Below are 26658 nucleotides of genomic sequence, written 5' to 3'. Positions count from 1 at the left end.
GGGACGGCGGGGCGCGCGGCGCACGTGCCGGGCGCGCTCCCGGTGGGGCGGTCGAGGCCGGCGGCGGGCGGACGGGGGTGTCGTGAGCCGGCGCGCGCCCTCGGTGTGGTGGGCGTGCGGGCGGCAGGCGGCAGGCGGCGGGCGAGTGGTGGGTGTGCCGTATGGGCGGCGCGGGAGTGGGGGACACGCGGTCGCCGATCTGCCCGGGGGGAGTGGGGGCACGTGGTCGTCGATCTGCCCGAAGGCCTGACCCGCTCGAACGGAACCCCGACCTCCTTCACTCGTGTGAGTGACATGCGGGGCCGTGTTGCCGGAGCCTCGGGCGCTCGACGGCACGGAACACCCGTACGTGCTGGCATCCTTGACGTAGGAGAGGGCGGAGCCCGAGCGGTCCACCCCTCCGTCCGGCCCCCTTCCGCACGTTCCTTCGTGACCGTCCGACGCCGAACCAGGAGCCCCGGCCACGTGAGCATCCACTCACCGCACGGCCAGTCGCCGCTGCGCACCGTGCAGGTGCTGGGCGGTGGCAACGCCACCAGCAGCGCGCACGTGCGCTCCCTGGCCGCGGGGCTCGTCGCACGGGGCGTGCGGGTGACGGTGTGCGCCCCCACGGAGGCCGATCACACCTACGACTTCACGGGCACCGGAGCCGAACACATGCCCGTGCCGCGCAGCAGCGACCCCGCGTCCGTGAAGGCGCTGCGGGCGGCCTGCACGGACGCCGACCTCATCCACGCGCACGGCCTGCACGCCTCCTTCCGGGCCGTGCTGGCGCTCGGCGGCCGGCGTACCCCGCTCGTCGTCACCTGGCACGACCGGGCGTACGCCGAGGGCGCCCGCGCCCATCTGCTGCGCCTGTTGGAGCGGAGGGTGGCCAAGGCGGCCGCCGTCGTGCTGGGAACGACGTCCGGTCTGGTGGACCGGGCGCGCCGGACGGGTGCGCGGGACGCGCGGCTCGCCCCCGTGGCGCTGCCGGGAGTCCGCCCCGCCGAGGAGGACCCCGAGCGGCCGCGGTCCAAGGTGCGCGCCGAACTCGGCGCGATCGGACGCCCGTTGCTGATGGCGGTCGGCTCGCTGGAGCGCCACCGCGGCTACGACGTCCTGCTGGACGCCTCGCGCGCGTGGCGCCTGCTGGACCCCGTGCCGTTGGTCGTGGTCGTGGGGGAGGGACCGCTGCGGGCGGATCTCCAGCGGCGCATCGAGGACGAGGAACTGCCCGTCCGGCTCATCGGGCTGCGGGACGACGTGGGCGAGTTGCTGGCCGCGGCCGATCTCGCCGTGCTGGCGGGCGACGAGGAGGCGCGGTCCGTCGCGGCGCAGGAGGCGCTCCACGCGCGCGTGCCGCTCGTCGCCGCCCGGACCGGCGGCGTCCGCGAACTCGTCGGCGACGCCGCCGAACTCGTCCCGCCCGGCGACGCGGACGCGCTCGGCGACGCCGTCGCCCGTTTGCTCGACGACCCCGGACGGTGCGAGCGGCTCCGCGACCTCGGCACCCGGCAGGCGGCCACGTGGCCCACCGAGGACGAGACCGTCGCCCAGATCCTCAGCGTCTACGACGAGCTGACGCAGCCCCAGCCGTTGATCTGAGCCGGCCTCAACCGCATCGCGGCCCCGCCGAGAGGGCGTCGCGCCGATTCCCGGACGGGCCGACGCTTGGCGCGCACCGGATCTCGGACGCGCCGATTCCCGGGCGTGCCGGTCCAGGGCGTTCCCGTCCCCGGTGCGCCGGTCCAGGGCGTTCCCGTCCCCGGTGTGCCGGTCCGGGGTGCCGGTCCCGCGGTGCCGTAGCGCGAGGTCCCCCGCCCGGTGGCACGGCGGGGCACTGCGGGACACGGCGAAGTACGGCAGGGCGCGCTGTCGGCTTGCCGCGCTCGCCGCCCCGCCGGACGGTTCACGGCACCAGTCGGCGGGCCCGCAGGGCGAGGCTCAACGCCAGGACCGTCTGCGGGTCGTCCAGGTCCGTGCCCAGGAGTTCGCCGATGCGGGCGAGGCGGTTGTACAGGGTCTGGCGGTTGAGGTGGAGTTCACGGGCGGTCTCCGCCTTGCGGCCGGCGTGGGCGAGGTACGTCTCCAGGGTGGGCAGCAGGGGCGGCCTGGAACGCTGGTCGTGGTCACGGACCGGGCCGATCGCGCGGTCCACGAAGGCCGCCAGGTCGGGATGGTCGCGCAGGCGCCACAGAAGCAGCTCGATGTCGAGGCGGCGGGCGTCGTACCAGGGCCGGTCCGACAGTCCCTGGGCGGCGGTCGCCGTCTCCGCCGCGTGCCGCAGGCCCGCCGACGCGGCCGCCCAGCCCCCCGCGACGCCGACGACCACGACCGGCGGCCGGCCTCCCGGCCGCCGCATGCCCGCCCGCTCCGCGCCGGCCCGCAGCGCCGCCGCCACCCGGTCCGCCACCGCCGACCGCTCCGACTCCGCGCGCAGGCCGAGCAGCAGCGGCACCCTGCCCTCCACCGGGCGTACGCCGAGCAGGACCGGCACCCCGACCGACGCCAGCTCCTCCGCCACCGCACGCGCCAGCACCGCCCAGCCACCGCCCGGGGAGAGCGCGTCGCCCAGCCGCATGACGACCGGCAGCAGCGGGCTGTCGCCCGGCTTGAAACCCAGCACACGCGCCTGCGCCGGGGCGTCCTGCGCCGCGATCCGCCCCTCGGCGAGGTCGGTCAGGAAGTCGCCCCTGCCCCGCGCCGCCAGTTCCTCCTCCTGACGCGCCTGCATCAGCACCACGGCCAGGACCCCGGCCGCCCGCTCGACCGCCATGCGGTGCACCGGAGCCAGCGCGGCACGCACCGGCAGCAGCACGAGCCGGGCCCGCACCGATCCCGCACCCGGCCCGCCGCCGGGCACGTCCACCAGCACCGAACCGGCGGGCGGCGGCGCGTCCTTGTGGGGCCCGCGCAATCCCTCCCACACCTGGAGCGGATCCGCTCCCTCGGGCCCGGCCCCGGCGGCGTACAGCAGCCGGCCCTCGGTCGTCTCCAGGAAGACCGGGTTGCCGCAGAAGTCCGCCAGGATCTCCAGGACCTGCGGGACCCCGCCCCCGCCCAGCAGGGCCTGCGTACAGCGGCGGTGCACTTCCTCCGCCCGCTGGAGCAGCGCGTAGTGGCCGTTGACGATCTCGGTGTGGATCTCCTCGGTCACCGTCACGAACGGCACCTCGCGGTGCAGTTGGACCAGGGGCAGCCCCGACGTCCGCGCTGTCTCCACCAGCGCCGCGGGCAGGCGGGTGAAGCGCGGGCCCAGCTCGATCACCAGGGCCGCGATGCCCCGCTCGGCCAGGGTCCGCACGAACGCCCGCTGGTCGGCCGGCCGGGTGCCCAGGCCGTAGCCCGTGGTCAGCAGCAGTTCGCCGCCCTTGAGCAGGGAGGCGATGTTGGGGACCTCGCCCGCGTGCACCCAGCGCACCGTGCGGCCCAGCCGTTCCGCGCCCGCGAGGATCTCCGGCAGCCCGCTGCGCAGGCCGGGCAGCTCCAGCGCGCGCCGCACGGTGATGCCGGCGCCCTGACTGTCGTATCGATGGTCCGTGCGGCTGTCCATGCCGCGGACGCTACCTGCGAAGACGTCCCGGCGACAGCTCCGCCCGGAGCCGGGGACGATCTCCGTCGGCGGCCTCCGGGGGGTGGGCGTGTCGGGCCCCCGGCCGGTCCCCCGGGCCCCCCGGCCGGTCCCCCGGGCCCCCGGCCGGACGCGCCGCTCAGATCGGTCTGATGTTGTGGTTGAAGCGGAAGACGTTGTCGGGGTCGTACCGTCGCTTCAGGTCCCCGAGCCGCCGGGCGTTCCCGGCGCCCACACCGGCCACGATCCGGTCGGGGCCCTCGTCGCCGATGAAGTTGAGGTAGACCGCGCCCGTGCTCCACGGCCCCACCTCGGGCCGCACGCCCCGGACCCACCGCACGCACCGCTCGTCGTCCGCGGGGTCCTCCCACAGTCCGAAGGGGTGCACGGCCCAGGGCGCGTCCCGGTACGGCACCGGGAACCCGTGCGGGCCGGCGGCGATCGCCCCGCCCTGCGGGAACAGGGTGTGCATCGAGCCGGTCGGCACGGGCAGCGCCTCCCCCCGGGTGCAGAAGACGTCCACGAGGTCGTCGGGCGCGCCCGACAGGTACTCCGCCGACCAGTGGTTCCGCATCCCGGGCGGTTCGTCGAACATGCACTGCACGTCGGCGTACGGCATCGGCCCGACGATCTCCGCCTCGTGCGGCAGCGCCAGCAGCGGCTCGGCCACCTCGCGCAGACCGGCCGCCGACCCGGCGTACGTCAGCAGCACGGCGCACACCAGCGCGCCGGCCAGGTGCGGCGGGACGAACTTCGCGGGCCGGCCGGTGAGGTAGAGGACGGCGCCGCCCGCCTCGTCGGGGCCGGACTCGATCACATCGCGGTACGCGCGCGTGGCGTCGCGGCCCGACTCCGGCCGGTACAGCAGCAGCGCGACGGCGAACTCGGGCAGCTCGTGCAGCCGCAGGGTGAGCGCGGTGGCGACGCCGAAGTTGCCGCCGCCGCCGTGCAGGGCCCAGAACAGGTCGGGATGGTCGTCGGGGCTCGCGTGGAGCCGGTCGCCGTCTGCGGTGACGAGGTCGACGCCGAGCAGGTTGTCGACGGCGAGTCCGCAGCGGCGGTCGAGCCAGCCGGTGCCACCGCCGAGGACGAAGCCGCCGACGCCGGTGGTGGAGGCCCGGCCGCCGGTCGTGGCCAGACCGTGGGGCCGGGTGGCGCGGTCCAGGTCGCTCATCGTGGCGCCGCCCGCGACCCGCACCGCCCGCGCCGCGGGGTCGACGTCGACCGCGCGCATGTGCCGCAGGTCGACCACCAGGTTGTTGTCGTTCACCGCCATGCCCGCCACGCTGTGTCCGCCGCCGCGCACCGCGACCTTCAGGTCGAGGTCACGGGCGAACCGCACGGCCCGGACGACGTCGGCCTCGTCCACGCACTGCGCGATCACCGCCGGACGGCGGTCGATCATCGCGTTGAACACCGTCCGGGCCTCGTCGTACCCCACGTCCCACGGCGCGAAGACGTCGCCGACCAGATCCTCGCGCAGCGCGGCGAGGGCCGCGCCCGCCTTCGACGGGGGAGCCATGGGCCGCCGCCCCCTTCCGTGCAGGGGCCGATGCCCCCAGCCTAGGCGGGCGTGCCGGGTCGGGCCGGGTCAGCCGCCGTACGCGCCGGATGCCGTCAGGCGCAGGGCCGTGTCGATCAGCGGGACGTGGCTGAAGGCCTGCGGGAAGTTGCCGACCTGGCGCTGGAGGCGCGGGTCCCACTCCTCGGCGAGCAGTCCGAGGTCGTTGCGCAGCGACAGCAGCTTCTCGAAGAGCTTGCGGGCCTCGTCCACGCGGCCGATCATCGCGAGGTCGTCCGCCATCCAGAACGAGCACGCCAGGAAGGCGCCCTCGTCGCCGGGGAGGCCGTCCACGCCCTCGTGGTCGCCCTGGGTGGGGTAGCGCAGGATGAAGCCGTCCGGCGTGGACAGCTCCCGCTGGATCGCCTCGATCGTGCCGATGACCCGCTTGTCGTCCGGGGGCAGGAAGCCCATCTGCGGGATGAGCAGCAAGGACGCGTCCAGCTCCTTGGAGCCGTAGGACTGCGTGAAGGTGTTGCGTTCCTTGTCGTAGCCCTTCTCGCACACGTCCCGGTGGATGTCGTCGCGGAGCTCGCGCCACCGCTCCAGCGGGCCGTCCGCGTCGCCGGACTCGATCAGCTTGATCGTGCGGTCGACCGCGACCCAGGCCATGACCTTGGAGTGCACGAAGTGCCGGCGCGGACCGCGGACCTCCCAGATGCCCTCGTCCGGCGTGTCCCAGTGCTTCTCCAGGTAGCGGATCAGCTTCAGCTGGAGGAGGGAGGCGTAGTCGTTGCGGGCCAGGCCCGTCATGTGGCCCAGGTGCAGGGCCTCGGTGACCTCGCCGTACACGTCCAGCTGGAGCTGGTGCGCGGCGCCGTTGCCGACCCGGACCGGCGCGGAGTTCTCGTAGCCGGGCAGCCAGTCCAGCTCCGCCTCGCCGAGTTCCCGCTCGCCGGCGATGCCGTACATGATCTGGAGGTTCTCCGGGTCGCCGGCGACCGCGCGCAGCAGCCACTCGCGCCAGGCGCGGGCTTCCTCGCGGTAGCCGGTGCGCAGCAGGGAGGACAGGGTGATGGCCGCGTCGCGCAGCCAGGTGTAGCGGTAGTCCCAGTTGCGCACGCCGCCGATGTCCTCCGGGAGGGAGGTGGTGGGGGCGGCGACGATCCCGCCGGTGGGGGCGTAGGTCAGTGCCTTCAGCGTGATCAGCGAGCGGATCACGGCCTCGCGGTAGGGACCGTGGTACGTACAGTGCTCGACCCACTCGCGCCAGAACTCCTCCGTCGCCTCCAGCGACTGCTCCGGCTCGGGCAGGGGCGGCGGCTCCTTGTGCGACGGCTGCCAGGAGATCGTGAAGGCGATGCGCTCGCCGGGGGAGACGGTGAAGTCGGCGTAGGTCGTCAGCGACTTCCCGTAGGTCTCGCAGTCGGTGTCGAACCACACCGAGTCCGGTCCCGCGACCGCCACCGTGCGCCCCTCGTGCCGGTGCACCCAGGGGACGACGCGACCGTAGGAGAACCGCATCCGCAGGGCCGAGCGCATGGGGACGCGGCCGGAGACGCCCTCGACGATGCGGATCAGCTGGGGGGCGCCGTCTCGCGGGGGCATGAAATCGGTCACCCGGACCGTGCCGCGCGGGGTGTCCCACTCGGATTCCAGGATCAGCGAGTCGCCCCGGTAGGCGCGCCGGGCGGCGGTGGGCGGCTCCTGGTCGGAGCCGTAGGCGGGCCCGAGCCGCCAGAAGCCGTGCTCCTCGGTGCCCAGCAGCCCTGCGAAGATCGCGTGCGAGTCGAAGCGGGGCAGGCACAGCCAGTCCACGGTCCCGTCACGGCAGACCAGTGCCGCGGTCTGCATGTCTCCGATGAGTGCGTAGTCTTCGATGCGCCCGGCCACGTGCAACTCCAGTCGAACGGCCACGTCACCCCCATGAGGGGGCTGTCGCTAGTGCGGTCAAGGGGGTTGTTGTCATGCGTCGTTGAGCGGTGAAGCAAAGCAGCCGCTCAGCCGTGTTGGCAAAACGCCAATTCTTGCTCAACGAACTGACGAGCTCTCGTTGTTCCGGTGGATACGGACGGGGGTGGTGCCGTGTCGGCCGGCCGGGCTCGGCAGTGAGTGTCCGAGCAGGATACGACGCACGTAGATGATCTGTGTGCCGCTCCGGGCAACGCGGGTGGGCCGAACGGGTGAGCACCGGGTGAGAAACCAGTGTGGACCCCGGAGCCCGTGTCCGGACGTGTGCGGAGCGTGGCCGGAAGCCATCTCCCCGAGGCGCTGATACCCTGGTAGCCCGTGGACCGGTGGGCTCGAAACCCCCGAACCGCAGCGACGGCGCCCCCGGAGAAATCCGGCCCCAACCGCTGGTGAGAGCCTCCGGACGCCGCACCGCACCCCCAGACCGCGACCACGGGAGCCCCCTCTTGGCCATGCCGCCCAAATCCACGACGACCAAGCACATCTTCGTCACCGGGGGTGTCGCCTCCTCTCTCGGCAAGGGTCTGACGGCCTCCAGCCTCGGGATGCTGCTCAAGGCGCGGGGCCTGCGCGTCGTGATGCAGAAGCTCGACCCGTACCTCAATGTCGACCCTGGCACGATGAACCCGTTCCAGCACGGTGAGGTGTTCGTCACCAACGACGGCGCCGAGACCGACCTGGACATCGGCCACTACGAGCGCTTCCTCGACCGCGACCTGGACGGCTCGGCCAACGTCACCACCGGCCAGGTCTACAACACGGTGATCGCCAAGGAGCGCCGCGGCGAGTACCTGGGTGACACCGTGCAGGTCATCCCGCACATCACCAACGAGATCAAGCACCGCATCCGCCGCATGGCGACGGACGAGGTGGACGTCGTGATCACCGAGGTCGGCGGCACCGTCGGCGACATCGAGTCGCTGCCGTTCCTGGAGACCGTCCGCCAGGTCCGCCACGAGGTCGGCCGGGACAACGTCTTCGTGGTCCACATCTCCCTCCTTCCCTACATCGGCCCCTCGGGGGAGCTGAAGACCAAGCCGACCCAGCACAGCGTGGCCGCCCTGCGCAACATCGGTATCCAGCCGGACGCCATCGTGCTGCGCTGCGACCGCGAGGTCCCCACCGCCATCAAGCGCAAGATCTCGCTGATGTGCGACGTCGACGAGGACGCGGTGGTCGCCTGCCCCGACGCCCGCTCGATCTACGACATCCCGAAGACCGTGCACGGCGAGGGCCTGGACGCCTACGTGGTCCGCAAGCTGGACCTGCCGTTCCGTGACGTGGACTGGACGACCTGGGACGACCTGCTGGACCGCGTCCACAACCCCGACCACGAGATCACCCTCGCCCTGGTCGGCAAGTACATCGACCTGCCCGACGCCTACCTCTCGGTCACCGAGGCCCTGCGCGCCGGCGGCTTCGCCAACAAGGCCCGCGTCAAGATCAAGTGGGTCACCTCCGACGACTGCAAGACCCCGGCCGGCGCCGCGGCCCAGCTCGCCGGCGTCGACGGCATCTGCATCCCCGGCGGCTTCGGCGACCGCGGTGTGCTCGGCAAGGTCGGCGCGATCCGCTACGCCCGCGAGAACCGGATCCCGCTGCTCGGCCTCTGCCTCGGCCTCCAGTGCATCGTGATCGAGGCGGCCCGCAACCTCGCCGGCATCTCGGACGCCAACTCCACCGAGTTCGACCCGGCCACCGCCCACCCGGTGATCTCCACCATGGCCGAACAGCTCGACATCGTCGCCGGCGAGGGCGACATGGGCGGAACGATGCGCCTGGGCATGTACCCGGCCAAGCTCGCCGAGGGCTCCATCGTCCGCGAGGTGTACGACGGCAAGGAGTACGTCGAGGAGCGGCACCGTCACCGGTACGAGGTGAACAACGCCTACCGCGCGGAGCTGGAGAAGAAGGCGGGCATCCTGTTCTCCGGCACCTCCCCGGACGGCAAGCTCGTCGAGTACGTCGAGTACCCGCGGGACGTCCACCCCTACCTGGTCGCCACGCAGGCGCACCCCGAGCTGCGCTCGCGGCCGACGCGTCCGCACCCGCTGTTCGCGGGCCTGGTGAAGGCGGCCGTGGAGCGGCAGGTCGCAGCTGGGGCGAATTCGAAGTAACACACCAGTTGTACGGTGGCCGGGGTGCAAACCTTCAAAGGTGGGCACCCCGGTTTTCTTCCGGGGTTCTCTCTCGGCCGGTCTCTCCGCCGCGTGCGGGCCGGTCACTCGCGTACGTGTGGAAGGACAGGGCATGACGATCAAGGACACCCCCGAGGCGTGGGAGATCCGGGCGACGGAGACCCCCTTCGTGGGCAACAAGACCTCCGTCCGCACGGACGAGGTGGTCATGCCGAACGGCTCGGTGGTCCGCCGCGACTACCAGGTCCACCCGGGCTCCGTGGCCGTCCTCGCCCTGGACGCCGACGACCGCGTCCTGCTCATCAAGCAGTACCGCCACCCCGTGCGGCAGAAGCTGTGGGAGATCCCGGCCGGCCTGCTCGACGTGCCCGGCGAGAACCCGTTGCACGCCGCCCAGCGCGAGCTGTACGAGGAGGCGCACGTCAAGGCCGAGGACTGGCGGGTCCTCACCGACGTGTACACGACCGCCGGCGGCTGTGACGAGGCGGTGCGCGTCTTCCTCGCCCGCGATCTGTCCGAGGCCGACGGCGAGCGCTTCGCGGTGGAGGACGAGGAGGCCGACATGGAGCACGCGCGCGTGCCGCTGGACGAACTGGTCCGGGGCGTGCTCGCGGGTGACCTGCACAACAACTGCCTCGTCGTCGGTGTCCTCGCCCTGGTCGCGGCGCGCGGCGGCGACGGGCTCGACGCGCTGCGGCCGGCTCAGGCGCCGTGGCCGGCGCGTCCCTTCGAGGCGTGATCGGCAGGTTGCCGGTGGGCCCCCACCGCCCGGTGTGACGATCGGCTGATCCGATCGGGCGACGCCACCGCCGTGCTCCTCCCGGAACGTCGCAGAGCGTGAACTAGGCTCTGGAATCGCCCGGTCCGGAGACCCGGCGGGCTTGCGCGTGCGGTGGGACGGGAGTGTGGCCCGTGACGGAACAGGCAGTGGACACAGACGGCGTGCAGCTGTCGGGACACGCTGCGACGGAGGGCCATTTCCTGGGCCGGGCCCGGGAGTTGAAGGAACTGCGCGCCGACATCGCGCGCGCGGGGCTGGACACGCTGTCCGGGAAGAAGGCGCCCCGCGCGCGCGTGCTGCTCATCGCGGGCCGGCCCGGCTCCGGACGCACGGCGCTCGCCGAGGAACTGGTCCGCCAGGTCGCGGACCGTTACCGCGACGGTGTGCTGCGCGCCCGTCTCGGGGAGCCGGACGGCACCCCCGTCCCCGTCGAGCGCGCCGCCCGCGAACTGCTCGGCGCCCTCGGCCTGCCCGTCCCGCCGGGCGCCGGCGAGGAGGACCTTTCGGCCACGCTGCGCGAGGCGCTCGCCGAGCGGCGGATGCTGCTCCTGCTCGACGACGCGGCGGGTGCCGACCAGGTCGACGCGCTGCTCCCGGACTCCCCGGAATGCCTGGTCGTCGCCGTCTCCGCGGGCCCGCTCACCGGGATCTCGGACGTGCGTCCCTGCACCCTGGGCGGCCTGGACACCAAGTCCGCCCTCGAACTGATCACCCGCTACACCGGATCGGTCCGCATCACCGTCGACCCCCGTGCCGCGGAGGGTCTCGTGGAGGCCTGCCAGGGCCATCCCGCCGCGCTGATCCTCGCGGGCGGCTGGCTCGCCGCCCGCTCCAAGGCGACCGTCGCCGACCTCGCCAAACAGATGCACGCCGAGACCGGCGACGACGGCGCCGACACCAGTCCCCTCGGCCGCGTCTTCCGGCTCACCCACGACTCCCTGCCCGCGGCCTCCGCCCGGATACTGCGCCTGCTCTCCCTCGCCCCGGCCGGCCTGGTCGACCCGCACACCGCCTCCGCGCTCGCCGGCTGCTCGGTCGACTCCGCCCGCACCACCCTGGACGGCTTCGTCGCCCTCGGCCTGCTGCGGGTGGTGGAATCCCCGCTGCCGCAGTACGAGGTCCCCGCCTGTCTGCACCCCCTGCTGCGGGCCGCCGCCGAGAGCCACGAACGCCCGGGCGAGCTCCAGCTGGCGCGCGCCCGCATGCTGGAGCGGACGGTTCGGCTGCTCCAGTCCTGCCGGGCGATCACGGAGACCGACGACCCCGAGGTCCGCGGCAGGCTCCAGGGCATGCCCCGGGCCCTGCGCTTCCCGAGCCCCCGCGCCGCCGCCGACTGGCTGCGCGTCCGACGGCCGGCCCTGCTCGCCTCCGCCCGTCTCGCGGTCGCCGACGGGGAGCTGGACACCCTGGCCAGGCGGCTGATGTCCCAGCTGGTCAGGGCGATGGTCGCGCACTTCGGCACCCAGGGCGCCGCCCCCGACCTGTACGGCGTCCACCAGCTCGTCCTGGACGTGGCCGAGCGGCGCGACCTGCCCCGCGAGAAGGCCGCGGCCCTGCTGAACCTCGCCGACGTCGACGCCCGGACCGGGCGGACGGCGGACGCCCTGGTGCGCTACCGGGCGGCGCTGGACGCCGGACGCGAGGCGAACGACCCGTATGCGACCGGCCGCGCGATGGAATCCGTAGGCGGTGCGCACCAGGAACTCGGGGACTACGAGCGCGCCGCCGACTGGTTCGGCAGGGCCCTGGCCCAGCGGCTGGCCCGTGACGAGCGCGCGGACGCCGCCCGGCTGTACGGCCGGATCGCCACGGCGCAGACCTACGCGGGCCGCTACGGCGAGGCGCAGCGCGGCTGGCGGGCCGCGGCGGCCGGGCACCGCAAGAACGGCGATCTGGGCGCCTACGCGCGGGCGTTGAGCGAGCTGGCGCGGGTCCAGGAGTACGCGGGCCGCCCCGAGGAGTCGCTGCGCACCTGCCAGGAGGCGGTGGAGTGGGCGCGGCGCGCACAGGACGTACGGCTCCAGGCCGCGTTGCAGCTGCGGCTGGCCGACACCCTGGAGCACCTCGGCGACCCGGCGGCGGCCCTGCTGCACCGGGGCGCGGCCGAGCGCATCCTGGGAGAGGAGGCCCCCGACAGTGATCCAGGGCTGGAACACCGCGCTAACACCTGCGAAATCCGTAGTACACCCGCTGAAGATTGATGCTTTGAAAGGCTAGACAGCGGGAACACCTTCATTAGACTGGCTCTGCCGCACGTTCTCCTGCGGTGTATCCCGGTGTGCCCGTTGCCTCCGGGTATCTGCTGCTATACCCCCACACCCTCTGAGCCAAGGACCGTGATCGACGTGAAGGTCGGCATCCCCCGCGAGGTCAAGAACAACGAGTTCCGGGTGGCCATCACCCCCGCCGGTGTGCACGAGCTGGTGCGCCACGGCCACCAGGTCGTCGTCGAGCGCAACGCCGGTGTCGGCTCGTCGATCACGGACGACGAGTACCTGGCCGCCGGCGCGCAGATCCTGGAGACGGCCGACGAGGTGTGGGCCGCCGCCGACCTGCTGCTGAAGGTCAAGGAGCCCATCGCCGAGGAGTACCACCGCCTCCGCAAGGACCAGACGCTCTTCACCTACCTGCACCTGGCCGCCTCCAAGGAGTGCACGGACGCCCTGCTGGAGTCCGGCACCACGGCGATCGCCTACGAGACCGTGGAACTGGCGAACCGCGCGCTGCCGCTGCTCGCCCCGATGTCCGAGGTCGCGGGCCGGCTCGCCCCGCAGGTCGGCGCCTACCACCTGATGCGCGCCAACGGCGGGCGCGGTGTCCTGCCCGGCGGTGTCCCGGGTGTGCTGGCCGCCAAGGCCGTCGTCATCGGCGGTGGCGTCTCCGGCTGGAACGCCGCCCAGATCGCCATCGGCATGGGCTTCCAGGTGACCCTGCTCGACAGGGACATCAACAAGCTCAAGGAGGCGGACAAGATCTTCGGCACGAAGATCCAGACGGTCGTCTCCAACGCCTTCGAGCTGGAGAAGGCCTGCCTCGAGGCCGACCTCGTCATCGGCGCCGTCCTCATCCCGGGTGCCAAGGCCCCGAAGCTGGTCACCAACGAACTCGTCTCGCGCATGAAGCCGGGAAGTGTCCTTGTCGACATCGCGATCGACCAGGGCGGCTGCTTCGAGGACTCCCGGCCGACCACCCACGCCGAGCCGACCTTCCAGGTCCACGAATCGATCTTCTACTGCGTCGCCAACATGCCCGGCGCGGTCCCCAACACCTCCACCTACGCGCTCACCAACGCGACCCTGCCCTACATCGTCGAACTCGCGAACAAGGGCTGGGCGGAGGCGCTGCGCCGCGACGCCGCGCTGGCCCGGGGCCTCAACACCCATGACGGCAAGGTCGTTTACCGCGAGGTCGCCGAGGCGCACGGCCTGGAGCACGTGGAACTCGACTCGCTCCTCGGCTGATCCCGCCCACCGGGCACCTCGCCGCACGGCCAAGTCACCTTTTCGTAAAGGCGATACGTCAACTCGGCGCGTCAACCGCGCGCACCCGGCCGGACCTTGCCCGACAAGGTCCGGCCGGATGTGTGTATGGTCACTTTGCGATGCTCGGACAACTCGCCTCGAACGTAACTGTTCGACCGATTCGCACCCCGGTGAAACCTGCTGTGCGACGGCCGTACGCCCTTGACAGCGGGATGTTTCATTGCCGACACATCGGGCCGGGTCCGGCGGATTGTGTTGCTGCGGACGCCCGACACGCCATAGAGTCGCCAACCGTCGGCATGGTGCCACGCTGACCTTGTCTAGAAGTTTCCTGGTCACCAAGGAGGTAAGACGACTTGTGAATGAGTCGACATTTGCTCCCGGGGGTGGTCAACCAGGAATGCCTACGCGGGGCCAGGGCTCCACGGGGCTCGAGGCTGTCGGCTCCGTCGCTGTCCGAACCTTCGCAGCCCATCAGAGCCAGAGAAGCCCCCATACGGCTCTGTCAGCACACCAGAGCATGGATGGCCATCACGTGAACGCCATGGCCGGCGACGGAAGTGGCGCGCCCCACAACCATTTCGCCGACTACGACGAACTGCCCGACGGGCACTTCTACGACCCCGACGCCGAGTACGAGCCCGACCCGGAGTACGCGGCCACGCTCGCGCCCGACGCTGCCCGCCAGCGCCGCGAGCGCATCGGCCCGACCGGTCGCCCGCTGCCGTACTTCCCGATCCCGGGACCGCTGACGAACCACGGTCCCGCGACGATCATCGCGATGTGCAACCAGAAGGGCGGCGTCGGCAAGACCACGTCGACCATCAACCTGGGTGCCGCGCTCGCGGAGTACGGACGCCGGGTGCTGCTCGTGGACTTCGACCCGCAGGGCGCGCTGTCGGTCGGTCTCGGCGTCAACCCGATGGAGCTCGACCTCACCGTCTACAACCTGCTCATGGAGCGGGGCATGTCCGCGGACGAGGTGCTCCTGAAGACGGCGGTCCCCAACATGGACCTGCTGCCCAGCAACATCGACCTGTCCGCCGCCGAGGTCCAGCTGGTCTCCGAGGTCGCCCGTGAGTCCACGCTCCAGCGTGCCCTCAAGCCGCTGATGGACGACTACGACTACATCGTCATCGACTGCCAGCCCTCGCTCGGTCTGCTCACGGTCAACGCGCTGACCGCCGCGCACAAGGTGATCGTCCCGCTGGAGTGCGAGTTCTTCGCCCTGCGCGGTGTGGCGCTGCTGACCGAGACCATCGAGAAGGTCCAGGAACGGCTCAACCCGGAGCTGGAACTCGACGGGATCCTGGCCACCATGTACGACTCGCGCACCGTGCACAGCCGTGAGGTGCTCGCGCGGGTCGTCGAGGCGTTCGACGACCACGTCTACCACACGGTCATCGGGCGCACGGTCCGCTTCCCGGAGACCACGGTCGCCGGTGAGCCGATCACCACGTACGCCTCCAACTCCGTCGGCGCCGCCGCCTACCGCCAGCTCGCCAGGGAGGTGCTCGCCCGGTGTCACGCCGAGTGAGTCTGCCGGGGGCCGACGAACTCTTCCGTACGACAGGGGGGACGGCGCTCCAGCCGTCCGCACCCCGGCGCCAGGCCAACGGCGAGGCCCGGGTGCCCGCGCCGGCGGGCGAGAGCGACGCGGTGGCGGCCGCCTCCGGCGAGGACGTGCCGCAGGCGGTGCCCGCGCAGGGCGGCGACGGCGAGGGTGCCGAGCACGTGGCGGCGGACACCGAGCGGGCCGACGCCGGTGAGTCCCGCAGCCGGATCGCCGGCGCGGAGCGCTCCGCGCGGCGCCAGGAGGCGCCGGCAGGCTCTGCCGCGGCGGCCGCCGCAGCCGCGGACGCCCAGCCGCGCAAGCGCGGGCGGTCGTCCGCGCGCCGGCCCAGCGGCCGGGAGCGGCACGACGAGAAGATCACGGTGTACGTCTCCGCCGAGGAGCTGATGGACCTCGAACACGCGCGTCTGGTGCTCCGCGGTGAGCACGGACTCGCCGTCGACCGCGGCCGCATCGTCCGCGAGGCGGTCGCCGTCGTCCTCGCCGACCTGGAGACCCGCGGGGACGCCAGCATCCTCGTACGACGGCTGCGCGGGCGGTAGCGGTAGCCTGCGGGGGCCATGACCTCGAAGGACGTTCCCGCTTCCGGCTCCGGCTCCGGCTCCGCAGCCGGTGGCCGTCGGCGTGCGCTGGGACGAGGACCGGGCGCGAACGGGCCGCGGCCCGAAGCGGTGACGGGACCCGCCCGATCGCCCGAACCGTCGGTACCGCCAGTGCCGGCCGCACAGCCGGTACCGCCTGGACCGTCTGCACCGCCCGTACCGGTCGACCCGCCGGAGCCCGAGGCCGCGCATGCCGGGGGGACGGCGGCCTGGGTGGAGGCCGCCGGGCCGGGGGCGGACGGGCCGGGGGCGGACAGGCGGGCGGAGAGCGTCGCGCAGGGTGCGGACGGGCCGGCTGAAAGCGTGGCGCAGGGCGCGGACGGGCGGGCCGAGGCCGCCGGGCCAGAGGCGGACGGGTCCGCTGGGACCGTCGGACCGGAGGCTGCCGGGCCAGAGGCTGACGGGTCCGCTGGGACCGTCGCGCCGGAGGCCGTCGCGCAGGGTGCCTCCCGACCGGATGCCGACGTACCGGCCCGGATCACCGGCTCGGGAGACGTCGTGCCGGGGGCCGAGGGGCGGGTCGGGAGTGTCGCGGGCGAGGATGCCGGGGCGGAGGCGGGCGGGCGGCGGCCCGGGGCGGGCGGGGCGGATGCCGGAGCGGCAGGGGCCGGCGGGGTCTTCCAGGTTCGGCTCGCCAACTTCGAGGGCCCGTTCGACCTGCTCCTCCAGCTGATCTCCAAGCACAAGCTGGACGTCACCGAGGTCGCGCTGTCGAAGGTCACCGACGAGTTCATGGCGTACATCCGGGCCATGGGGCCGGACTGGGACCTCGACCGGACGACCGAGTTCCTGGTCGTGGCCGCGACGCTGCTCGACCTGAAGGCGGCCCGGCTGCTGCCCCAGGCGGAGGTCGAGGACGAGGCGGACCTGGCGCTGCTGGAGGCCCGCGACCTGCTGTTCGCCCGGCTGCTCCAGTACCGCGCCTACAAGCAGGTCGCCGACATCTTCCACGGCAGGCTCCTCGCGGAGGCCCGCCGCCACCCCCGTACCGTCGGCCTCGAACCGCACCACGCCGAACTGCTGCCCGAGGTCGTCATCAGCATCGGCCTGGAAGGGTTCGCGAAGCTCGCGGTCAAGGCGATGCAGCCCAGGGCCAAGCCGCAGGTGTACGTCGACCACATTCACGCGCCCCTGGTCAGCGTGCGGGAGCAGGCCGGGATCGTGGTCGCGCGGCTGCGCGAGCTCGGCGAGGTCAGCTTCCGCACGCTCGTCGAGGACACCGGCGACACCCTCACCGTCGTGGCGCGCTTCCTGGCCCTGCTGGAGCTGTACCGGGAGAAGGCCGTCGCCCTCGACCAGGAGAGCGCGCTCGGCGAGCTGCTCGTGCGCTGGACGGGCGGGGAGGGCGACGAGGCACCGAGGGTGACCGACGAGTTCGACCGGCCGCCCGAGGAGCCGGAGAAGGAGAGGAAACCGTGAGCGAGGAGACCGCCGGGGGCCCGGCCGCGACGGACACCGTCGCGGACCTCGACCTCAAGCCCGCCCTGGAAGCCGTCCTGATGGTGGTGGACGAGCCCGCGACCGAGGAGCACCTCGCGAAGATCGTGGAGCGCCCGCGCCGACAGGTCGCAGACGCCCTGCGCGAGCTGGCCGACGAGTACACCGTGCAGCGGCGCGGCTTCGAGCTGCGGTTCGTGGCCGGCGGCTGGCGGTTCTGCACCCGCGCCGAGTACGCCCCGGCCGTCGAGCGCTTCGTCCTGGACGGGCAGCAGGCCCGGCTCACCCAGGCCGCGCTGGAGACCCTCGCCGTCGTCGCCTACCGCCAGCCGGTCAGCCGCAGCCGGGTCTCCGCGGTGCGCGGAGTGAACTGCGACGGTGTGATGCGCACCCTCCTCCAGCGCGGACTGGTCGAGGAGGCGGGCACGGAACCCGAAACAGGTGCGATCCTGTACGGGACGACGAACTACTTCCTGGAGCGGATGGGCCTGCGCGGTCTGGACGAGCTCCCGGAGCTCGCGCCCTTCCTCCCGGAGGCGGAGGCGATCGAGGCCGAGACCCAGGAAGGCGTACCGTCGTTCGATCCGGACGCCCCGGAGCCGGACGACGGTCCCCCGACGGACATGCCCGATTAGGACAACGACGGAACTTTGATGCGAAGCAGCGGCAGCGGTAGCGGCAAGAGCGGTGGGCGCGGTAACTACCGCGGAGCCGGCAACGACAGGGACCAGAAGCAGGGCCAGGGCCGTCCCCGCAAGCCCCGCCCCGAGGAGCGCCGCTACGACGTGGGCCCCGGCGCCTCCCCGGACGGCCCGAAGTCGGGGCGCGGCGGCGCGGCCCGCGGCGGCGCCAAGGGCGGCCCGAAGAGGCCCCAGCAGGGCGGCCGTACGGCTCCGGCGCGCTCGCGCGAGTACGAGACGCGGACCGAGGAGCGCAACCGCGAGCGGTACGCGGGCAAGAAGGACATCAAGCTGCCGAAGACCTTCCCGGGCGCCGAGCAGGAGGGCGAGCGGCTCCAGAAGGTCCTCGCCCGCGCGGGCTACGGCTCCCGGCGCGCCTGCGAGGAGCTGATCGAACAGGCGCGGGTCGAGGTCAACGGCGAGATCGTCCTGGAGCAGGGCAAGCGGGTCGACCCGGAGAAGGACGAGGTCAAGGTCGACGGCCTGACCGTCGCGACGCAGTCGTACCAGTTCTTCTCGCTGAACAAGCCCGCCGGTGTCGTCTCGACGATGGAGGACACCGAGGGCCGGCAGTGCCTCGGCGACTACGTCACCAACCGGGAGACGCGGCTCTTCCACGTCGGCCGGCTCGACACCGAGACCGAAGGCGTCATCCTGCTCACCAACCACGGCGAGCTGGCGCACCGGCTGACCCACCCCAAGTACGGCGTGAAGAAGGTCTATCTCGCGCACATCGTCGGCCCCATCCCGCGCGACCTGGGCAAGAAGCTCAAGGACGGCATCCAGCTGGAGGACGGGTACGCGCGCGCGGACCACTTCCGCGTCGTGGAGCAGACCGGCAAGAACTACCTCGTCGAGGTCACCCTGCACGAGGGCCGCAAGCACATCGTGCGCCGCATGCTGGCGGAGGCCGGCTTCCCGGTCGACAAGCTGGTGCGCACGGCCTTCGGCCCGATCACCCTGGGCGACCAGAAGTCGGGCTGGCTGCGGCGGCTGTCGAACACCGAGGTCGGCATGCTGATGCAGGAAGTCGAGCTGTGACGCAGGAAGCCGAGCTGTAGGGCGCCGCGTCGCGCCCCCGTTGAGCGGCCGGTCCGGGATCTCCGGACCGGCCGCTTTCTTGTGCCCGCACCCCCGGGCGGTTTATAGTCTTCAAGACTATTAAGGGGGTGGGGTGGATGCAGGGCTACGACAAGTACGCCTTCGAACCCTTCGCCGTCACCGTCGACCTCGCCGTCCTCACCCTGCGCGCGGGCGCACTGCACGTCCTGCTCGTCGAGCGCGGGCAGGAGCCGTACGCCGGCCGGTGGGCCCTCCCCGGCGGGTTCCTGCTGCCGGACGAGTCCGCCGAGACCGCGGCCCGGCGCGAACTCGCCGAGGAGACCGGCCTCACGGACGTCTCCGGACTCCACCTGGAGCAGCTGCGCACCTACAGCGAACCCGGCCGCGACCCGCGGATGCGGGTCGTCTCCGTCGCCTTCGCCGCACTGCTGCCCGACGCGCCCGAACCGCACGGCGGCGGCGACGCGGCCCAGGCCCGCTGGCAGCCGTACGACCACGTGCGGGCGCTCGCCTTCGACCACGACCGGATCCTGGCCGACGCCCACGACCGGGTCGGCGCCAAACTCGAGTACACCTGCCTCGCCACCGCCTTCTGCCCGCCCGAGTTCACGCTCGGCGAGCTCCAGCGGGTCTACGAGACCGTGTGGGGCACGGGCCTGGACCGGCCCAACTTCCGCCGCAAGGTGCTCGCCACCCAGGGCTTCGTCGAGCCCGTCCCCGGCGGCGCCGCACGCCTGACCGGCGGCCGCGGCAAACCGGCCGCCCTCTACCGCGCCGGCACCGCCACCACCCTCCACCCGCCGCTGCTGCGACCGCCCCGGGAAGGACGCCCCGCATGACCACCACCACCGTCAGGAAACGCGCCGCGACCGGGTCCCTGGTGGGCCTCGCGCTGGGGGACGCGCTCGGGTTCCCCACCGAGTTCATCGGCGTGCAGAAGATCACTGACTGGTACGGGCCCTGGCGGACGCTGGAACTGGCCACGCCGGCACGTGTCTCCGACGACACTCAGATGACGTTGGCGCTGGGACGGGGGCTGCGGGCCGCCATGGACCGCGGATCGCTCACCCCGGAGTCCTTCGAGCGGCAGGTGCGCGAGGAGTTCATCGACTGGTACCGCTCGCCCGAGAACAACCGTGCACCAGGACGCACGTGTCTCCAGGCGTGCGGCCTGTTGCAGAGCGACCGCCCCTGGCAGGACGCCAGCCAGATCCACTCCAAGGGCTGCGGCGCGAACATGCGCGTCGCCCCCCTCGGCCTCGCCCCCGGCCTCAGCGACGAGCAGCGCGCCGGCGCCGCCCAGCTCCAGGCCGCCCTCACCCACGGCCACCCCACCGCGCTCGCCGCCTCCGACCTCACCGCCCACGCCGTACGGCTGCTCACCCAGGGCGCCGAGCCGACGGGGCTGGTCGGACTGCTGCGCTCGTACGCCCTGGAGAACCGGACCCGCTACCACGAGCGCTGGCTCGGCGACCTGTGGACCCGGAGCCAGGACCCGACCCCCGAGCACTTCATCGCGCGCGGCTGGGACGAGTGCCTGGCCGTCCTGGAGCGCCTCCGGGACGCCCTGCGCGCCCCCTCGCCCGAGACCGACCCCTGCCTGGCCACGGGGGAGGGCTGGATCGCCGAGGAGGCCCTGGCGACCGGTCTGCTCTGCTTCCTGCTCTTCCCCGACGAGCCGGTCACCGCCCTGCGCCGGGCCGCCTGCTCGTCCGGCGACTCCGACTCCGTCGCCTGCCTGGCGGGCGCCTTCGCGGGCGCCCACGCCGGAGCCGAGGCGTGGCCGACGCAGTGGGCGGACCGGATCGAGTACGGCGGGGAACTGGTGACCCTCGGGGCGCTCTGGGACCTCTGACCTACGCCAGCACGATGCTGTCGCCCTGGACCGTGATCCGCTCGGCGGGCAGGGGGGTGGTCGCCGGGCCGCCGGTCGGCGCGCCGTCGGAGATCTTGAAGCTGCTCCGGTGGCAGGGGCAGTTGATGGTGCCGTCGGCGACGCTGGCGACCGTGCACCCCTGGTGGGTGCAGACCGCCGAGAACGCCTTGAAGTCCCCCTCGGTCGGCTGCGTGACGACGACCTTCTCGTCCTTGAAGATCTTGCCGCCGCCGACGGGGATGTCGGCCGTCCGCGCCAGCACCTGGGCGTCGCCCACCGCGGCCGAGGACGTGGTGGCGGAGGCGGAGCCGCCGTTGTCGTCGTTGTCGCTGCAGCCGACGGCGAGCGCCGCCGCGCCCGTCGCGAGGAGAACCGTCCGGCGCGAGGCGGTGTGGGTCATGTCGTCACTCCGAGGATGCGGAAGAACCAGAGGCGAGGGGGCCGGCCGACGGTGTCCGGGTACGGACGGCCCCAGGGGATCAGCGATGCGGGATCGGCGATGCGGGATCGGCGATTCAGGAAAGACTGCCACAAAACACTCCTGCGGCCTGTCAGATCCACGCCCGGCGTGCGGCGGCGTATCGAGACATCGCCCCCGCGCACGCCGTCTCAGCGGGCGGGCGCGGCACACCGCCGGGGCCCGGCCTGACTACGCTGGACGCGAAGAGCCGAAACGTACGGGAAACAAGGAGCGGTGCCGTGGCGGTACGAGCGGTCCGGGGAGCGGTCCAGCTGGAGCGGGACGAGGCCGGACACATGGACGAGCAGGTCGGGGCCCTGCTCACCGCCATCATGGAGCGGAACTCCCTCGGCGCCGACGACCTGATCAGCATCTGGTTCACGGCCACGCCCGACCTGCACAGCGACTTCCCGGCGGCCGCGGCCCGCAAGCTCGGCATCGTCGACGTCCCGCTGATCTGCGCCCAGGAACTCGACATCCGGGGCGCCATGCCGCGGGTGGTCCGCGTCCTCGCGCACATCGAGTCCGACCGGTCCCGCGCCGACATCGACCACGTCTACCTCGGTGCCGCCGCGGCCCTGCGCAAGGACATCGCCCAGTGAGGACCGCGCTCGTCATCGGAACCGGGCTCATCGGAACCTCCGCGGCCCTGGCCCTCGCCCAGCGCGGCGTCGTCGTCCACCTGGACGACCACGACCCCGAACAGGCCCGTACGGCGGCCGCGCTGGGCGCCGGCACCGACGAGGCCCCCGACGGTCCCGTCGACGTCGCGATCGTCGCCGCCCCGCCCGCCCATGTCGCCGGCGTGCTCGCCGACGCCATGCGCCGGGGAGTGGCCCGCGGCTACCTCGACGTGGCCAGCGTCAAGGGCGGACCGCGCCGCGAGCTGGAGGCCCTCGGCCTCGACCTCTCGGCCTACCTCGGCACGCACCCCATGTCGGGCCGCGAGAAGTCCGGACCGCTGGCCGCGAGCGGCGACCTCTTCGAGGGCCGCCCGTGGGTGCTCACCCCGACCCGGGACACCGACACCGAGGTGCTCAACCTCGCCCTGGAACTGGTCTCGCACTGCCGGGCCGTCCCCGTCGTCATGGACGCGGACGCCCACGACCGGGCGGTCGCCCTGGTCTCCCACATGCCCCACCTGCTGTCCAGCCTGGTCGCCGCCCGCCTGGAGCACGCCGAGGAGGCCGCCGTACGGCTGTGCGGCCAGGGCATCCGGGACGTGACCCGCATCGCCGCCTCCGACCCCCGGATGTGGATCGACATCCTGTCCGCGAACCCCGGGCCGGTCGCCGACCTGCTCACCGACGTCGCCGCCGACCTGGAGGAGACGGTCCGGGCGCTGCGGGCCCTCCAGTCCGCCGACGACGACAAGCGCCGCACGGGCGCCGACGGCATCGAGTCCGTCCTGCGCCGCGGCAACGCCGGGCAGGTCCGCGTCCCCGGCAAGCACGGGTCCGCGCCGCGGGTGTACGAGGTCGTCGCGGTGCTGATCGACGACCAGCCCGGGCAGCTGGCCCGGATCTTCGCCGACGCGGGGCTGGCCGGGGTCAACATCGAGGACGTGCGGATCGAGCACGCGACGGGACGGCAGGCCGGTCTGGTGCAGTTGATGGTCGAGCCGAAGAGCGCGGTGGTGCTGGCGGCGGCGTTGCGGGAGCGGGGCTGGGCGATCCGGCAGTAGGGGCCCTGCCTGCCGGACCGCCTCGCCGGGGGCTGCCGCCCCCGGGCCCCCGCTTCGGCCCTGAACGGGCCTCGTCCTCAAACGCCGGACGGGCTGGAGATGCGAGCCCTCGCCGGGAAGGTGCCGTCGGGCGGGGGAAGGCGTCGTCCTCCGCCGGGAGGTGCCGTCGGGCGGGTGGGGGCGTCGGCCTTCGCCGGGAGGTGCCGTCGGGCGGGTGGGGGCGTCGGCCTTCGCCGGGAAGGTGCCGTCGGGCGGGGAGAGGCGTCGGCCCTCGCCAGGGAGGTGCTCCGTGGTGCCGTCGGCCCCTGTGCGGCCGGACGAGTGACCCGCACCCAGTAACCTTGTGCGGGGCACAGTGTCGCCCCGCAGCCCACCGCCTCGCACCAGGAAGGTGTCCCCCCGTGGAAAACGGCGCCGCCCAGCCCGTGATTGTCGCCATCGACGGCCCCTCCGGAACGGGCAAGTCGAGCACGTCGAAGGCCGTGGCCTCGCAGCTCGGCCTGAGCTACCTGGACACCGGGGCGCAGTACCGGGCGATCACGTGGTGGATGGTGCACAACGGGATCGACATCGAGGACCCCTCGGCGATCGCCGCCGTCGCGGGCAAGCCGGAGATCGTCTCCGGCACCGACCCGCTGGACCCGACGATCACGGTGGACGGCACCGACGTGTCCGGGCCGATCCGTACCCAGGAGGTCACCTCCCGGGTGAGCGCGGTCAGCGCGGTCCCCGAGGTGCGGACCCGGATCACGGAGCTCCAGCGGTCGCTGGCGGCCTCGGCCGAGCGCGGGATCGTCGTCGAGGGGCGTGACATCGGCACCACCGTGCTGCCGGACGCCGACCTGAAGATCTTCCTCACCGCCTCGCCCGAGGCCCGCGCCGCCCGCCGCAGCGGCGAGCTGAAGGGCGCGGACGTCAACGCCACCCGCGAGGCGCTGATCAAGCGCGACGCGGCCGACTCCTCCCGCAAGACCTCGCCGCTCGCCAAGGCGGACGACGCCGTCGAGGTGGACACCACCGAGCTGACGCTGGCCCAGGTCATCGAGTGCGTCGTCACCCTCGTCGAGGAGAAGCGGGCCGCGCGGTGAGCGAGCTGCCTTCCGAGCGGGGCGCGGAGGTCGGGCGGCGCATCGGCGTCGGCCTGATGTACGGGCTGTGGCGGCCGCGGGTGCTGGGGGCCTGGAAGGTGCCGGCGGCCGGCCCGGTGATCTTCGCCGTCAACCACTCCCACAACATCGACGGCCCGATGGTGATGGGCGTGGCGCCCCGGCCGACGCACTTCCTGATCAAGAAGGAGGCGTTCGTCGGCCCCCTCGACCCCTTCCTGACCGGGATCGGCCAGCTGAAGGTGGACCGCGACACCACCGACCGCACGGCGATCACCCGCGCGCTGGGCGTGCTGGAGAGCGGCGGGGTCCTGGGGATCTTCCCGGAGGGCACCCGGGGCGAGGGCGACTTCGCCTCCCTGCGCGCCGGCCTCGCCTACTTCGCGGTGCGCAGCGGGGCGCCGATCGTTCCCGTCGCCGTTCTGGGAAGCTCCGAGCGGCGCGGACGGTTGATGAAGGGGCTGCCCCCGCTGCGCTCCCGCGTCGACGTCGTCTTCGGAGACCCGTTCGAGGCGGGCGACGGCAGCGGACGGCGTACGCGCAAGGCGCTGGACGAGGCGACCGAGCGCATCCAGAAGCACCTGGCCGCGCACCTGGAGCACGCCAGACGGCTCACCGGCCGGCGGACGGCCGGGGACTAGCGGGCAGCGGGCCGAGAACGCCGGGCACCCGCACGGGCGCCGGCGACACCGAGTAGTGGACCGACCGGGGAAAACGGGCGGTCCACCGACCACCACGAATGAACGACGAGGTACGGACTTCATGAACGACCACATCCAGCCCGACGGCTCGGACGCCTTCGAGCACGATCACGGGGCGCTCGGCGACGCCGAGTACGCGGAGTTCATGGAGCTCGCCGCGGTCGAGGGCTTCGATCTCGAGGACGTCGAGGGCGCCATCGAGGCGGCCGGTCACGGGCCGCTGCCCGTGCTCGCCGTCGTCGGCCGCCCGAACGTCGGCAAGTCGACCCTGGTGAACCGGATCATCGGGCGCCGCGAGGCCGTCGTCGAGGACAAGCCCGGCGTCACCCGGGACCGCGTCACCTACGAGGCCGAGTGGGCGGGCCGCCGCTTCAAGGTCGTCGACACCGGCGGCTGGGAGCAGGACGTCCTCGGTATCGACGCCTCCGTCGCCGCGCAGGCCGAGTACGCGATCGAGGCCGCCGACGCCGTCGTCTTCGTCGTCGACGCCAAGGTCGGAGCCACCGACACCGACGAGGCGGTCGTCCGTCTGCTGCGCAAGGCCGGCAAGCCGGTCGTGCTGTGCGCCAACAAGGTCGACGGCCCCAGCGGCGAGGCCGACGCGGCCTACCTGTGGAACCTGGGCCTGGGCGAACCGCACCCCGTCTCCGCGCTGCACGGCCGCGGCACCGGCGACATGCTGGACGCCGTCCTGGAGGCGCTGCCGGAGGCGCCCGAGCAGAGCTTCGGCACGGTGGTCGGCGGCCCCCGCCGTATCGCGCTCATCGGCCGTCCGAACGTCGGCAAGTCCTCGCTGCTGAACAAGGTCGCCGGCGAGGAGCGCGTCGTCGTCAACGAGTTGGCGGGCACCACCCGTGACCCGGTCGACGAGCTGATCGAGCTGGGCGGCGTCACCTGGAAGTTCGTCGACACGGCCGGCATCCGCAAGCGGGTCCACCTCCAGCAGGGCGCCGACTACTACGCCTCGCTGCGGACCGCGGCCGCCGTCGAGAAGGCCGAGGTCGCCGTCATCCTGATCGACGCCTCCGAGACCATCTCGGTCCAGGACCAGCGCATCGTCACCATGGCGGTCGAGGCGGGCCGCGCGATCGTCCTCGCCTACAACAAGTGGGACACCCTCGACGAGGAGCGCCGCTACTACCTGGAGCGGGAGATCGAGACCGAGCTGGCCCAGGTCTCCTGGGCGCCCCGGGTGAACGTCTCGGCGCGCACCGGACGGCACATGGAGAAGCTGGTCCCCGCGATCGAGACGGCTCTGAACGGCTGGGAGACCCGGGTCCCCACCGGCCGTCTGAACGCCTTCCTCGGTGAGCTGGTCTCGGCCCACCCGCACCCGATCCGGGGCGGCAAGCAGCCGCGCATCCTCTTCGGCACCCAGGCCGGCACCAAGCCGCCGCGGTTCGTGCTGTTCGCCTCCGGCTTCATCGAGGCGGGCTACCGGCGGTTCGTCGAGCGCCGGCTGCGGGAGGAGTTCGGCTTCGAGGGCACCCCGATCCACATCTCGGTGCGGGTGCGCGAGAAGCGCGGCAAGAAGAAGTGACACGACGTCCGGAGGGCGGCACCCGCAACGGGGTGCCGCCCTCCGGACGTCCTGTGGACCGCCGTGCTCACAGGCCTCTTCGCGGCGCCGGGGGCAGGGCCGCCGGGACGTGGTGCGTTCCCGAGGGCGCGTGCTGCCGGCCCACCGGACCGAGCGGCCCGACCCGCTGCCACTGCGACTGCTGCCCGAGCCCGCTGCGCGCACTGTGCGCGCCCGCGCTGTAGGCGCTGTAGGTGCTGGTGTACGCGCTGCTGAACGACCCCGTACTGTGCGGGATGTTCCCGAAGGCCGTGAACCCCAGATCGTCCTCCCCGCTGCGGTCCCCGGGCAGTGAACGGAACGACTTGACGTACTCGGCGTAGAGCGCGTCGTAGATCGGTGTGGCCGAGGGGCCGCCCTGGGGTTCGTGTACCGGCCGCGCGGACGGGAGCGACTGGTAGGCCTGGCGGCGCGGAACGTCGTAGGTGTGCACGTATGTCCAAACGAGGCCGGACGGGAAGGGATGCGGCCG

At 72.9% G+C, this 26658-nt stretch carries 22 protein-coding genes; 17 read left to right on the top strand and 5 right to left on the bottom strand.

Translation table 11 applies throughout. From position 1 onward, the window contains the following. Positions 1 to 465: 465 nt before the first annotated feature. Positions 466 to 1587 carry a glycosyltransferase family 4 protein gene (locus ACFYWQ_RS28195; RefSeq protein WP_389520051.1) on the top strand — a complete coding sequence of 374 codons (1122 nt, stop codon included), beginning with the start codon at positions 466 to 468 and terminating at the stop codon, positions 1585 to 1587. Positions 1588 to 1891: 304 nt separating this feature from the next. Here the strand turns inward: ACFYWQ_RS28195 and ACFYWQ_RS28190 are convergent, their stop codons facing one another. From ACFYWQ_RS28190 to ACFYWQ_RS28180, 3 genes are all read right to left on the bottom strand, one after another. Then, a complete protein-coding gene (locus ACFYWQ_RS28190) occupies positions 1892 to 3535 on the bottom strand; it encodes a PucR family transcriptional regulator (RefSeq protein WP_389520049.1) in 1644 nt (547 codons plus the stop codon). 157 nt (positions 3536 to 3692) lie between these two features. Further along, positions 3693 to 5075: an FAD-binding oxidoreductase gene (locus tag ACFYWQ_RS28185; protein ID WP_389520047.1), complete on the bottom strand. Its 1383-nt coding sequence runs from the start codon at positions 5073 to 5075 to the stop codon at positions 3693 to 3695. Between the two features lie 69 nt (positions 5076 to 5144). Next, positions 5145 to 6947, bottom strand: a complete 1803-nt coding sequence (locus ACFYWQ_RS28180) for a glycoside hydrolase family 15 protein (RefSeq protein ID WP_389520086.1) — start codon at positions 6945 to 6947, stop codon at positions 5145 to 5147. A gap of 530 nt (positions 6948 to 7477) precedes the next feature. Here ACFYWQ_RS28180 and ACFYWQ_RS28175 point away from each other — a divergent pair. From ACFYWQ_RS28175 to ACFYWQ_RS28125, 11 genes are all read left to right on the top strand, one after another. Continuing rightward, positions 7478 to 9142 (top strand): CTP synthase, encoded by a 1665-nt coding sequence (locus ACFYWQ_RS28175; protein ID WP_389520045.1) that lies wholly within the window; start codon positions 7478 to 7480, stop codon positions 9140 to 9142. A 133-nt stretch (positions 9143 to 9275) separates the two neighbouring features. Continuing rightward, positions 9276 to 9902: an NUDIX domain-containing protein gene (locus tag ACFYWQ_RS28170; protein ID WP_389520044.1), complete on the top strand. Its 627-nt coding sequence runs from the start codon at positions 9276 to 9278 to the stop codon at positions 9900 to 9902. 173 nt (positions 9903 to 10075) lie between these two features. Continuing rightward, complete coding sequence (locus ACFYWQ_RS28165) at positions 10076 to 12145, top strand: tetratricopeptide repeat protein (protein WP_389520043.1); 2070 nt, start codon at positions 10076 to 10078, stop codon at positions 12143 to 12145. Between the two features lie 135 nt (positions 12146 to 12280). Further along, positions 12281 to 13405 carry an alanine dehydrogenase gene (gene ald, locus ACFYWQ_RS28160; RefSeq protein ID WP_389520041.1) on the top strand — a complete coding sequence of 375 codons (1125 nt, stop codon included), beginning with the start codon at positions 12281 to 12283 and terminating at the stop codon, positions 13403 to 13405. Positions 13406 to 13826: 421 nt separating this feature from the next. Further along, positions 13827 to 14963, top strand: a complete 1137-nt coding sequence (locus ACFYWQ_RS28155) for a ParA family protein (RefSeq protein ID WP_389520039.1) — start codon at positions 13827 to 13829, stop codon at positions 14961 to 14963. Then, entirely contained in the window at positions 14948 to 15541 is a 594-nt protein-coding gene (locus ACFYWQ_RS28150) for a hypothetical protein (RefSeq protein WP_389520037.1), read from the top strand. Before ACFYWQ_RS28155 ends, ACFYWQ_RS28150 begins: the two co-directional genes overlap by 16 nt. A gap of 363 nt (positions 15542 to 15904) precedes the next feature. Next, a complete protein-coding gene (locus ACFYWQ_RS28145) occupies positions 15905 to 17020 on the top strand; it encodes a segregation and condensation protein A (RefSeq protein WP_389520035.1) in 1116 nt (371 codons plus the stop codon). Next, entirely contained in the window at positions 17017 to 17673 is a 657-nt protein-coding gene (gene scpB, locus ACFYWQ_RS28140; protein ID WP_389520033.1) for an SMC-Scp complex subunit ScpB, read from the top strand. Before ACFYWQ_RS28145 ends, scpB begins: the two co-directional genes overlap by 4 nt. A gap of 18 nt (positions 17674 to 17691) precedes the next feature. Next, complete coding sequence (locus ACFYWQ_RS28135) at positions 17692 to 18759, top strand: pseudouridine synthase (protein ID WP_389520031.1); 1068 nt, start codon at positions 17692 to 17694, stop codon at positions 18757 to 18759. Between the two features lie 137 nt (positions 18760 to 18896). Continuing rightward, entirely contained in the window at positions 18897 to 19619 is a 723-nt protein-coding gene (locus ACFYWQ_RS28130) for an NUDIX domain-containing protein (RefSeq protein ID WP_389520085.1), read from the top strand. Continuing rightward, positions 19616 to 20635 carry an ADP-ribosylglycohydrolase family protein gene (locus ACFYWQ_RS28125; RefSeq protein WP_389520029.1) on the top strand — a complete coding sequence of 340 codons (1020 nt, stop codon included), beginning with the start codon at positions 19616 to 19618 and terminating at the stop codon, positions 20633 to 20635. Before ACFYWQ_RS28130 ends, ACFYWQ_RS28125 begins: the two co-directional genes overlap by 4 nt. A gap of 1 nt (position 20636) precedes the next feature. On the opposite strand, the gene ACFYWQ_RS28120 is transcribed toward ACFYWQ_RS28125, so the two are convergent. After that, positions 20637 to 21056 (bottom strand): Rieske (2Fe-2S) protein, encoded by a 420-nt coding sequence (locus ACFYWQ_RS28120; protein ID WP_389520027.1) that lies wholly within the window; start codon positions 21054 to 21056, stop codon positions 20637 to 20639. Between the two features lie 299 nt (positions 21057 to 21355). Between ACFYWQ_RS28120 and aroH the strand changes: the two genes are divergently transcribed. The 5 genes from aroH to der all read left to right on the top strand — a co-directional run bounded on the left by aroH (position 21356) and on the right by der (position 26147). Further along, entirely contained in the window at positions 21356 to 21718 is a 363-nt protein-coding gene (gene aroH / locus ACFYWQ_RS28115; RefSeq protein WP_389520025.1) for a chorismate mutase, read from the top strand. Beyond that, complete coding sequence (locus tag ACFYWQ_RS28110) at positions 21715 to 22800, top strand: prephenate dehydrogenase (RefSeq protein ID WP_389520023.1); 1086 nt, start codon at positions 21715 to 21717, stop codon at positions 22798 to 22800. The genes aroH and ACFYWQ_RS28110 overlap by 4 nt, the downstream gene beginning before the upstream one ends. Before the next feature lie 401 nt (positions 22801 to 23201). Continuing rightward, positions 23202 to 23888 (top strand): (d)CMP kinase, encoded by a 687-nt coding sequence (cmk, locus tag ACFYWQ_RS28105; RefSeq protein ID WP_389520021.1) that lies wholly within the window; start codon positions 23202 to 23204, stop codon positions 23886 to 23888. Next, on the top strand, positions 23846 to 24547 hold the full coding sequence (locus ACFYWQ_RS28100; RefSeq protein ID WP_389520019.1) for a lysophospholipid acyltransferase family protein: 702 nt from the start codon (positions 23846 to 23848) through the stop codon (positions 24545 to 24547). The genes cmk and ACFYWQ_RS28100 overlap by 43 nt, the downstream gene beginning before the upstream one ends. Positions 24548 to 24668: 121 nt before the next feature. Continuing rightward, positions 24669 to 26147: a ribosome biogenesis GTPase Der gene (gene der / locus ACFYWQ_RS28095; protein ID WP_389520017.1), complete on the top strand. Its 1479-nt coding sequence runs from the start codon at positions 24669 to 24671 to the stop codon at positions 26145 to 26147. A gap of 67 nt (positions 26148 to 26214) precedes the next feature. Here der and ACFYWQ_RS28090 read toward each other — a convergent pair whose 3' ends face one another. Continuing rightward, positions 26215 to 26619, bottom strand: a complete 405-nt coding sequence (locus ACFYWQ_RS28090; protein ID WP_389520016.1) for a hypothetical protein — start codon at positions 26617 to 26619, stop codon at positions 26215 to 26217. Between the last annotated feature and the right edge of the window lie 39 nt (positions 26620 to 26658).

Source organism: Streptomyces sp. NPDC003247 (assembly GCF_042888135.1).
GTDB lineage: Bacteria > Actinomycetota > Actinomycetes > Streptomycetales > Streptomycetaceae > Streptomyces.
Note: the sequence above shows the minus strand (reverse complement) of the source record. Positions and strands in the feature narration are given on the sequence as shown.